Annotated in this window: 9 protein-coding genes; 4 read left to right on the top strand and 5 right to left on the bottom strand. The window is 35.3% G+C overall.

Going from position 1 to position 11,263, the window contains the following annotated elements:
• Window positions 1–183: 183 nt before the first annotated feature.
• Both HNP65_RS09190 and HNP65_RS09180 read left to right on the top strand, forming a co-directional pair.
• Window positions 184–894 carry an ABC transporter ATP-binding protein gene (locus tag HNP65_RS09190; RefSeq protein ID WP_246348254.1) on the top strand — a complete coding sequence of 237 codons (711 nt, stop codon included), beginning with the start codon at window positions 184–186 and terminating at the stop codon, window positions 892–894.
• A complete protein-coding gene (locus tag HNP65_RS09180) occupies window positions 891–1,610 on the top strand; it encodes a hypothetical protein (protein WP_246348253.1) in 720 nt (239 codons plus the stop codon). The genes HNP65_RS09190 and HNP65_RS09180 overlap by 4 nt, the downstream gene beginning before the upstream one ends.
• Before the next feature lie 525 nt (window positions 1,611–2,135).
• On the opposite strand, the gene HNP65_RS09175 is transcribed toward HNP65_RS09180, so the two are convergent.
• The 5 genes from HNP65_RS09175 to HNP65_RS10000 all read right to left on the bottom strand — a co-directional run bounded on the left by HNP65_RS09175 (window position 2,136) and on the right by HNP65_RS10000 (window position 8,288).
• On the bottom strand, window positions 2,136–2,627 hold the full coding sequence (locus HNP65_RS09175; protein ID WP_343043477.1) for a transposase: 492 nt from the start codon (window positions 2,625–2,627) through the stop codon (window positions 2,136–2,138).
• Between the two features lie 203 nt (window positions 2,628–2,830).
• Window positions 2,831–2,983, bottom strand: a complete 153-nt coding sequence (locus HNP65_RS09170; protein WP_425506727.1) for an IS3 family transposase — start codon at window positions 2,981–2,983, stop codon at window positions 2,831–2,833.
• Between the two features lie 516 nt (window positions 2,984–3,499).
• Window positions 3,500–5,242 carry an ABC transporter ATP-binding protein gene (locus HNP65_RS09165; protein ID WP_184619953.1) on the bottom strand — a complete coding sequence of 581 codons (1,743 nt, stop codon included), beginning with the start codon at window positions 5,240–5,242 and terminating at the stop codon, window positions 3,500–3,502.
• Between the two features lie 1,073 nt (window positions 5,243–6,315).
• Window positions 6,316–7,938, bottom strand: a complete 1,623-nt coding sequence (locus HNP65_RS09160; RefSeq protein WP_221236910.1) for an ABC transporter ATP-binding protein — start codon at window positions 7,936–7,938, stop codon at window positions 6,316–6,318.
• A 251-nt stretch (window positions 7,939–8,189) separates the two neighbouring features.
• Window positions 8,190–8,288, bottom strand: a complete 99-nt coding sequence (locus HNP65_RS10000; protein ID WP_425506726.1) for a hypothetical protein — start codon at window positions 8,286–8,288, stop codon at window positions 8,190–8,192.
• Window positions 8,289–8,572: 284 nt separating this feature from the next.
• Between HNP65_RS10000 and HNP65_RS09150 the strand changes: the two genes are divergently transcribed.
• Together HNP65_RS09150 and HNP65_RS09930 are read left to right on the top strand one after the other, a co-directional pair.
• The gene (locus HNP65_RS09150; protein WP_184619950.1) at window positions 8,573–10,150 is read left to right on the top strand and encodes a hypothetical protein; all 1,578 of its coding nucleotides are present in this window, start codon (window positions 8,573–8,575) and stop codon (window positions 10,148–10,150) included.
• Between the two features lie 722 nt (window positions 10,151–10,872).
• Window positions 10,873–10,995 carry a hypothetical protein gene (locus HNP65_RS09930; RefSeq protein ID WP_281364583.1) on the top strand — a complete coding sequence of 41 codons (123 nt, stop codon included), beginning with the start codon at window positions 10,873–10,875 and terminating at the stop codon, window positions 10,993–10,995.
• Window positions 10,996–11,263: the final 268 nt, after the last annotated feature.

Here is an 11,263-nt window from a genome sequence, read left to right as displayed (position 1 = left end):
AATTTATGGAAAGAGAAATAAATAGGTTGATATATAGCAAAAGATGGGAAATAGAATGGTATATAGAAAGACTGAAGCAGAGGATAAAGATGAGATATGCATGGATTGCAGCGATCTATGGTTTTGTCACGGATGTATAACAAGGGGCATGCAAAAAGCATCAGAGAAGGGAGAAGGATGCTTATGGAGAAAAGAGATTTTAGAATCAAAGCCGTTGCTATTAGAAAAGCTAATAAAAGGATAGGAGAAAAACATATCTTGAAGAATGTTTCTTTTGACATCTTCATGGATGAGATACTTGCATTGATAGGTCCCAACGGTGCGGGAAAAACGACCACCATACGTTGTATATCTGGAATTTACAAAATCGATTCTGGTGATGTTGAAAAGAATCACAACCTTAGAATCTCTGTGATGAGCGAAAAGGACTTTCTATGGGAAGGGGATAGCGGCTATAAAAATATCGAGAGGGTTTACAGGTATTTCGAAGGAAAGTTGAGTAAAGAAAAGATAAATCATTACTCGGAAAAGCTCGGATTGAAGGAGTTTCTGGAAAAGAAGGTTCACACTTATTCAAAAGGTACAAAAAGAAAATTATCTTTCTTGCTTGCCCTCCTTCCAGATCCTGATCTTTTGATACTTGACGAGCCAATGAGCGGGCTCGATCCAATATCGAGAATAAACATGAGGGAGATGATAAAAGAGCTCAAAAAAATGGGGAAGAGCGTCCTCATAACTTCGCATGACCTTGCTGAGGTAGAAAAGCTCGCCGACAGGTTCGTCCTGATAAAAGACGGCAAAATTCTGGCTGATGATCTGATATGGGATATCTTGTCAAAATACCAAACCCTTGAGCAACTTTTCATCGATATGGTTAAGGAGGGAAAATCATGAAAAAAGAACTCGGGTATTTCTGTGAAATGAACTTTAAGAAACCTCCTTTTTACTTCGTGATGATTTTCATAATGGCTCTTTTCTCTTTCACGCTGTTTCAACTGTTTACAGACGAATCGATAAAACAGATCCTCGCAAGCCGGGATGTTGCAAGAGTATATGTTACAGAGACGGTATATGTAATGAGTTTGAGTATGATCATAATGGGCATCTTTGCAAATCTTCAGCAGATACTCATTCCGGAAAAAGAGAGTGGAAGGATTGAATTTCTCCTGTCGAATGGATTCAGGATAAAGAGTTATTTGAAGAGTGCCTTGCTTATCATGTGGCTTTCCGGAGAGATTTACCTTGCTGTCTTTCTGACAGTCTTTTTCATCCTGAAACAGCGTTACCTTCCCAAAACGCCCATCGCAGACATGTTGATAATCTTCGTCTACATAACTTTCGTAAATCTGGGCGTGTCGGCTTTTATAAGCAGTGTTGTGCTGAGAATAAGAAGGGTTGCCATTATGAGATTTCTCACAATGACCAGTGTGTTTGCAATCGGTTATGGGGGAAATGTTTTGATAAACACGACTGTGAAAAACTTTCAAGGTGATATCTTCACGCTTTTGCTGACTTTCTCGCTCATCACAGGAGTGGGATTCCTCACATTGGGAATATTTTTTGGAAAGGGTGTAAATCAAGAGACAGTGGTCCTTACAATTCCAGAGTGAACTGAGCGTGTGGTAACTTCCACTTCATGTAAATCAAATTATTTTATCTATTCTATCTTCGTGTGTGCTAAATTTTTCCTGTTAAAACAAAGATAAGCGATGCAAAGACTATGATACCTGTCAAGAAAATGGAAATTGACTTGTTATATCGTTTTATGTAGAGGATGTCGAGCAAGGACATTCTTGGTAAATAATAACCTTATATTACAAAATTACAAAGTCGCAGTTGCCCGGTTTGTTCTTTTTGGCTTATCAGATACGCAAGGTCACAGTATTTTTGAACTTAAGTGCCTTATCACTTAGAGGTAAAAGGTAGCATAAAACAGTTGATGTAAAAATAACAAGAGGCCCTGTATCCTAAAATAGAGTAAACCCCATACCCATCACCTCCATGTTTCTGTTATACACGGAAAAATTCAAACGCTGTGAGTTTACAAAAAACATGACACTCCAGAAATAGCTTTACAAGATTGTTTGAGAACACCCTGAAATTGCCTTCATGACTTGAAAACCATATAGATTGTGTTAGCTTTCGCATGGAGGATGGGAAAATAAAAAAAGTTTAACATCTTTTATTTTAAATACTATTCCATCCATGAAAACAAAAGCGTATATCTCTTCTAATGGTCTGCTTTGCCATTCTCTAATTTCTGGTAATATCTTATTAGTAATTTTACTTATCATTTCAGCTGATAATTCTACACCATATATATCTTCAACATTCTTAGCTATATCTTTCGTACTTAATCCTAAACCATACATCCCTATTATTCTACTTTCAATATCTGAGATATCCTTTTTATACTTTGGTATTATTTTCGGTTCATATTCCCCATTTTTATCTCTGGTTATTTTCAATTCTATCTCACCCATGCTTGATCTTACCTTTTTTGAGCTGTATCCATTTTTGGAGTTATCCGTTTCTTTATTTTCCTTATCGTATTTCTCATATCCTAATTCATCTTCTAATTCCGTTTCTAATATTTCTTGTATTATCGGTCCCATCAATTCTTTAATCTTGTCAAAAATATACGTCTTTCATTGTATTTACTTCTGGATCCCTTGCTATTAACTTTGCTAATTTTTCAATGTTACTTTCTTCCTTTTTCTTCTTCTTTACCATTTAAAATACCCCCTTCTTGGTTTTATTTTACCATACCAAGAAGAGGGTTACCTATTTCCTATATTTTTCATCTACACAAATTTTTTTATGGTCTCTTTCAAACAGCATGGCTTCGGTACTCCACCAGAGCCATGTTTTTTAATCTTGCTTGATATCTTTCTTCGTTGCAGAATTTTATGTATTCTTCTATTAACTTTTTGTATTCTTCTTTTGTTTTTTCTTTGTTTATTTTTACCATTTCTTCTTTAATATGAAAATCTTTTGCTAGTTTATTTATTATCTCAAGTTTTGTTTTTTTACTTCTCTTTCTTCAAGTATCTTTTCTATCAAAAGTTTTAAGTAAGCATACTCAGATTTTAATCTCTCCACAATCAAACTCTACTTTCAGGGAAATCTAAGAGAAAACCAATAATCTTCTTAGGAATTTTTTCATCCATGTAAAGTCTAATGACTTCCTGTTTTATATCCAAAGCATACAATGCTTTTGACCTTTCTTAGCCAAAGAAAAACACCCCCTTGTTGGTTATATTGTATCACTTCGGAGGTGTTTTCACTTCTTTTTTATCTTGTCTCATTTACTGGAGTCAGTGCAGAAACTGGTATATAAGGGGTATATAAGTGAAAGAATTCAAGAAAACACTCGAAAATCCTTGAGATCAGAGAAAGATCTTCCATTAAACAAAATCTATTTCACCTGGATTGAAAAAACTCCAGCGATGTTATAGAAACTCACTTCATTTCCTTGTGATTTATGCCAGTAAGCATGTCAGATATTTCTATCAGCGATCTTTTTCGATTCACTCACATACGTTTCTATTATTTTTCTGAATGTTTCGTTATTTTGCATTAAATCCTCGAATTCCCCAATCGCGGAAATCCTACCATTTTCAAGGAAGACTATTTTGCTGGCAATGCCAATGATGTTTGGTTTGTGCGAAATCATGACAGTCGTTCTTTTCTTCAGAAATTCAGATAGCTTTTCCAGCAAAAACTTCTCGGTTATCGTATCGAGGTTTGTGAGAGGTTCGTCCAGAACAACAACGGGTTTATCTGCGTAGAAAAGTCTGGCAAGCTGGATTCTTTGTTTTTCTCCCCCTGAAACGAAGCTTCCCCCTTCTCCTAAGTTCCTTCCTTTCAAGTGTTCTATTCCGAGCTCTTTTATCACTCTGTTGAGTTTATCTTCATCGTACTCCCTTCCAAGGATTATGTTGTTTTCCAGTGTGTCGTTAAATATACCAACATTTTGAGAGTAAAAAGCTACATGTTCAAAAACGGCTGAAGACGGCAATCGTTTTAAATCATTTCCAAGAAACTTTACCACTCCCTCGTAGTTCTCTTCCAGACCGAGCAATATGTTCAGCAAGGTGGATTTCCCTTCTCCGGAAAGTCCCACTATGGCAACGATCTCACGGGGTTGTATCTTGAAACTGATCTGTTTTAAAATGGGGTTCTCCGGATCGAAACCGAAAGCGACATCTATCAGTTCGTATACGGGACTTCCAGGAATGGGTTTTATTTTAGAGCTCTTGAAGGTTTCCTCGGCTTGCTTTACCTCATCGAAATAAGCAAGTACAGCATCCAAGTTTGCTGATACTCGCGTGGTAACACGAGCCAGCTCCCGGAACATGTACAGGGGCGCCACCACAAAAGAAAAATAGCTCCACAACGCCCATATCGTTCCCACGGTCATCTTTCCACCTATTACCAGATAAGCTCCGTAGGCCAGAATGAATAGTCGTGTGAAATATTCCGGTAGATTCACCATCAGTTTGTCGAATCTTGAGCGAGGAAGCTCTGCCTTCAAAGCGGTGTCTGCTATCTCCTGGTACATCCTTTCGCACTCTTTCTGACACTTTTTCTGAGCTCCCCCTGCAAGAACTTCGTGGATGTTTTCAAAGGTTTCGGTTATGAAATTTGTCACACGCCGAATCATCTCGTATGTTTTTGCATACGGTCGTTCTGTTACCTTACCAATTATGTTCAAATAAATTCCAACTATCAAGGCGTTGATCACGAATAAAATAAAGAAGATCTTGCTCCACACGAAAACCGTCGCCAGAATGAATATGCTCCGGATTATTACTAAGGCATTTTCAAAAAAGCCGTAATCTAACAGGAGGAAAGCGTCGTTGAGTTGATGATTGATCAAAGTGGCATAATAGGCAGAACCCTTTTGCTTGAGCTTCTTCCAGGGAAAGAAGAACGATAGGTTAAAGATACGACTGGAAAGATCCGCAACAGCTCTGTACTTTGCCCTCAAGTAGATCTGATCTCCAACATATGTCAAAACAAATGATGTAGCGTAGACTAGTCCGAGAAGGTAGAGCGTGTTCAGTTTCAGTTCCATTTTTGTTAACCCGTTAATAACATCCCGCACAAGAAGAGGAACAAAAAAATCAAACGCAACTGAAGATGTCGCGAGAAAACCGCCTATAACTATGAGTACCAGAAAGCGTTTTCTGACCAAAGAATAAAAGCGAAAGATTTTTCGAATGCTCTTAAGATTCATGCTTTCCCCCCTCCTGCATATTATTGATAATGATACCTAACTGACGATGAGAGTGAGGAGGGAGAAGTTTTCCCTCCTCATTCTGTGCTTATCCCTTTAGCTTTGAGCTTTGACAGCAGGCTCCGCTCAAACAGCTTGGATTCATAATTTTGTTTCGCTCCCGATATTGAAAACAATAAGGACATGCAAAATTACATGATTCAGCAGGAAGTAATGTCTCAAACATCTCGTTCTTAGTATTCATAATATATATATATTTGGAATCTAAACATCCCACCCCCTTCGCTTGACTATCAATACCTATCAAGACTTCCATACTTTCCACCATCTCCTTCACACCAACGCTGTGCTTACTCGGTGGAGGTAGTGGGCTGTCCGTTGCATCATTTACCTCCGTCTCACCAGCAAAGATCAATTCACATCCAAAGATAAAAATGATCATAACCGCAAAAAACTTCCTCATTCTCCCAGCCCATCGACAAACACTAATACAACCTATATGGTTTTCAAGTACAGCAACCAATATGTGAGTATCATGAATTTAGTTTTTAAAGACTCTTCCGGTGTGTAATATTTTTGTAAACTTGAAGCACTTGATTTTTTTCGCGTATAACAGAAACACTCAATTAAAATCTCCTCTCTAACAATAGAGTATGAATACCTGTTTCTTTCCTCGACATTGCTTGATAACCACCACAACTGCATCTGCAAGCAACTGTACTTTCAGAACAATCTGTGTGTTTCGTTATCCGCATTTGTCTTATCAGCGAAAATGATTCCAGGTAAAAGTAAGAGTATTAGAAATACAGCTAAAAGAATTCTCCTCATCCCCCCTTATCCCCTCTTTTCTTTCTCTCACTTCACCTTTTATCACATCTTATATGGTTTTCAACTTTTGCCTGTTCTGAAATCCTCTTTAGAAGGCCATTTCTAGCACCAAATTTTATGAATTTTGAAACAATTCGATTTTTTGAGGTATAACTATAAAGAGATAATTAAAAATGAAAGGCGTAGAGTGCTTGAAAGAAACTTTAAAGTACGGCGCGTTTTCTCTTTCAGTGATAAATTATCCATTAAGAAAATTCTACGATACTATCACATAAATTTTCCAAGAAATTCCGGGAGTGCGAAACAATCAGAATTATAGACTCGCTTGATTTGCTTTTTATCAGTTCTTTTAATGTTCTAATCTTTGCTCCATCCAAATAAGTTGTTGGTTCATCTAAAAGATACAGATCTTTATCACCTTTTGCAAATGTTCTTACTATCGATATCCTCTGTCGTTCTCCCCCGGAAAGGTTGCGACCGCCTTCTTCCACTTCTTTTTCAAGTGAGAGATCATCAAGAAATTCCAGTAGCTTATTATCAAGAGATTTCTCTTCTCCAAGAAGTATGTTTTCTTTAACCGTTCCCTTGAATAAAACCGAATGTTGAGGAAGATAACCAATTCTGCTATAATACGAATTTATCTCGATTTTATTCAGCGGTACGTTGTTGACAAAAACATAGTTCTTTTCTATACCTAAAAGCCCCAGAATGATCTTTATTACCGTGCTCTTTCCTATTCCGCTTTTTCCAAAAAGCCCAACAATTTCACCTTTTTGGGCATGCAGTTTGAAGTTTTCAAGCAACAAAGTTCCACTTTTGTAAGAAAAACTTGGTATGTATATCTTCAGCGATTCGATTTTTCCATTCAAGTGTTGTTGCACGGCAGTAATATCGCATCTTTTTGTAAACGGTGTTTCCAAAATTTCTGAAAGTCTTTTGGACACAACTTTTATCTCTTGGCGATGTATGTTGAAATCCCAGAAGTTTCTAGCTGAATCGTAAATGTAGTTTACCACCATCAATACCGCCACCAAACCACCAGCTTGCATAGTACCTATTTTCATTTGATAAACCCCTACGATAATTGCTATGACATAGCCACTATTAAAGAGTATAGTAAGTGGTATGTTAAATAGAATAATTGACTTTACTCGTCTGATATCATTCTTTGTATACTCCTCATTGAACTCCTTAAATTTTGTTATAGAAAATTTTTGCTTCAAAAACACCCTGAACATCTCCATACCCTGGATGTATTCCTTCAACCTACTTACAAACTCTGTCTGTGACTCAAGAGCTTTGTGTGTTAAAACTCTAATCTTAGGATTCACGTAGTGAGCCAATACGAAAAAAATCACCAAAGGAAGGATTGATACAACAATGGTCAAGGGATTTAAAAAGAGCCCAACAGTTAAGGCAAATGAAAACGTGAGTAAGTCTTTCATGAAAAACACTAAACTTGGATAGAAAAATTTTTGAATTCTTTCCGTATCTGAACTAATGTAGGTTAACAATCTACCTGTTTCTAAAGAAGAAATCTGGTTGAAATTATTCTGAGCCACTTCAAATATAGTTTTCCTTAGCGATGAGGAAAAAAATCTCATTCTACTTTCAAAGATGTAATACGAAATATACATTAAGAATTCCTTCGATAGACTTACCATTAGAAGCAGTATTATTTGAATTTTGAACAGATTGCTCGAAATACTCTTAGTCAATATGGAGTTAATGATATTTCTCGAGAGCAACGGAATGGGAATTGTCATCCCTGTTGCACAAACAAGCAACAAAAAGGCAAAAAGAAGGTATAAAAAATGTTCTTTAAACAACTGCAATATCTGCTTTTTAGTGTATTTTTTCACATTCATATACCTCCTTTAAAATTCTGTTGGGATAAAACAAACTTATTGAAAAATTTTTGTATTTAATTTATAATAGCAGACTACCACAAAACATTAAAAATACTTAATAAAAATATATTACAAATTAAACCATTAGCCAGTGCATCAAAGTAATTTTTTCCAGAAAGTAAGTCAACTGTTCTGTGTCCACCACAACATAAATATTTTATGGGGCAATCTAGGCAAATCTCTTGAACAATAGGCAATCCAAAAACTGTTTAAGATCGAAACTGATGAACCATTTCCTTTAGTTTTTCCTGTTCAGTAATGTGACAAATTTTAAATCTATAACTTATTAATTCACTGCAAGGATACAAATAACCATCTGGATCAAGAGACAATTGATTGTAAAGCGCAGAACAGTTATATCTTTTAAGTTGATTAACAATCTAAATTTAATCTCCTCAGCAAAATAAATTTTAATTTTATTACAATTAAATAAACATTACCTATTCTTATTTTATATCTTACTATATCTTATATGGCTTTCAACTTTTGTCTTTTCCGAAATCCTCTTTAATATGGCATTCACAAAACCAAATTTTATGGAATCTGGACTAATTGAATTTTTTGAGGTATAAATATAAAGGGGGGATTGGAAATGAAAGTCATAGAGAGCTTGAACGATATTTTCAAGTATGGTGCGTTTTCTTTACCGGCGGCGAATTATCTATCTTGTGAAGGAAATATTCCAAAAGATTACAGGGAAATTCTCTGTATCTTGAAGCTTGCATGGAAAGGTAATTTCAAGGAAGCACTCGAGAAAATAGATAAAACTTTAAAAAACTACAAGTCTGAAACAGTAAAGTATATTCTTTTAGCGAACAAACTTGTGTTTTTAAAATATATAGGTCAACTGAATCTGGATTTATACAGATACTTGAAAAGAAAACTTCCTAAAATGTCAAAGTCCATAAGAGATACTGTTATCGTTACTTTGATAAGTTTTGAAGCAGATAAAGTTAATTCTCTGCGAAAAGTACGGGTGTGGAAAAACGATTACAGAAAATCCACACTCTCACTTTTGTATCTTTCTCTGGCGAGAAGAGAGGCAAGTTCTGAAAAATTCTCTAAAGCTGTACATAATTACATACAAGCCTATAAACAGGCTAAAGAAATTCCTCATCCTACCTGTATTGTTTCCTCCTTGAACGATCTTGCATGGGATATTAAAGAAAAACATCCAAGGCTCGCCTACAAAATTTCTCAAGGAGCTGTTTTTTGGCTTGGATATTACCGTGAATCACCTGGTAATCTGTTCGGTGTAATAGATACCCTGTTCGTGACTGAAAAAATAATCAACGCGTTTTCCATTTACAAAACATCGAAGATAATAAAATCACTGGAAGTTCCAAAAAGATACGAGAAGCTTTTGAAAGAAGCAGAGAAATACATTCCAAAATTTGACGTGTCGATCTATGTAAACACAAAAAGTTTGAGAAAGTCCATAAGAGAGATTATAGAACCGTACAGAAAAGAGAAGGTATCAACCGGAAGGATATCGGAGATAATAACCACGAAGGAGAAAAGGATCCGGGGCAACACGTTGAGAAAAATATTGGACGGAAAGAGAGTGGAAAGTTTAAAACTTCCCTATCCCTTGTACAACGAATATATAAAGATATTGATAAAAAAGCAATTTGAAGAGGCGCTGAAAAAATTAAAACAGATTCCACTTTCTGAAAGAGAGCGATTTTTTATATGCACATACACAGCGCAGGTTGAAAGAGCAAAGTTTTATCTGTCAAGAAAAGACAAATTTAAAGAAACATACAAACTGCTTGGGGATATCGAGAAATTTGGAAAGCACATGGCAAGAAGATACGAAACAATGAAATTTGTGGTAGAAATGATAAAAGCGCACCCTTATGTAGAAGGGCGAAAAGCGGTAGTTAAGAAAGCAATAGATAAAATAGAGATAAAGAAATTAAGGAAAATCATTCAGAGATATATAGAACTTGACGAACCAGACAGAAAACTAATAGACAGTTTTTTGAGAAACTATGGCAGATATGATGGGATAGAGTTTGGGATAAGCTTGATGGCACCAGAAGTGGTAAGGGAATTTGCGAAGAAATACCAACTAAAGATACAACCAACGATTTTGGCATTCTGGTGTGTGGATGATAAAAGGACAAGAGGAAGATTGGAGAGAGTTTTAAGAAAAATATCTGTTTGAAACATTAAAAAGTGAGAAGGCCATAATTAGTATGTTATTATAATGTTTTTGAGAAAAGGGGGTAAAAATCGCATTGACTTTGCTAAGAAAATAAAGTTTTTCTCCAACAAAAGAAAGATTGTAGTAAGATAGTTAATGATATAGACCACAATGGAATTTACTGACAATACGAGATGCTAGAATAAAGAAAAAAGATGTTTTGATCGATACTAACTTATTCATCGAATCATTCGCTTCGAGGGAATTTGGAATTTTATCATCACCATTGGCATAATTAACATGATAATTACGGATTTTTCATCGCACAATATAGATGTGTTCTTGTCGAAGAACAGGTTAGAAGATCTTTACCCTATATTTCTTAAAGAGCTTCAAGATGAATAAATTTTCACGGTGAGCGTAGGCATCAATTACCTCAAAGATAAAAAATAGGAAAACTGAAATTCAAGTCAAAAGGCGTATATCAGTACATCGCATCTGCAAAGTACGATTTTATTGTTGTGAGTTATGATAATGATTTCGATAAGATTCCAAATGAAAACATTCACAATTTGGAAATCATAGCAAGATAGCATTATCACTTGCTTTTTTGGTATTATTGATGTAAAGATATCTAGAAGGAAAAGTGACAAATGGAAAAGGTTTTGATACTTAAACTTGTTCAATTAATTAAACGCAGAGAATTTTAAATAATAACTAATAACTTTCGAAGAGGTAAAAGAGTGATAGAGCTCTATGTGACAATTGAAAAAGACAAATATGGTTTTTACTCAGGAGAAGTTGTGAAAATCTCTGAATGCTATTTCCAAAGTAAAATCATCCAAAAATTAATAAATATAATATAAGTAGAAAAAGTATTGGAAAAGAACCTGTCGTTACTTTTTTAGAAGTCAGAAAATCGTTTTTGTGAGTTCAAAACTTTAAAAGAGTAACTGACATGAAGGTAAAAAAATGAAAACACTTGAGGATATAAAGAAAAATCTGAAAAAACAAATAAAGAATATCAAGCGAATTCAAGCCGAGATAATTGTCTCCTTCGGTTCTTAGTTCGATAGGTTTCATACTACCAAACCTTTCCTTATCACACAAAAAATCAGTTCAGTACTTTTCTAT

Source organism: Thermosipho japonicus, from assembly GCF_014201655.1.
Lineage (GTDB): Bacteria > Thermotogota > Thermotogae > Thermotogales > Fervidobacteriaceae > Thermosipho > Thermosipho japonicus.
Note: the sequence above shows the minus strand (reverse complement) of the source record. Positions and strands in the feature narration are given on the sequence as shown.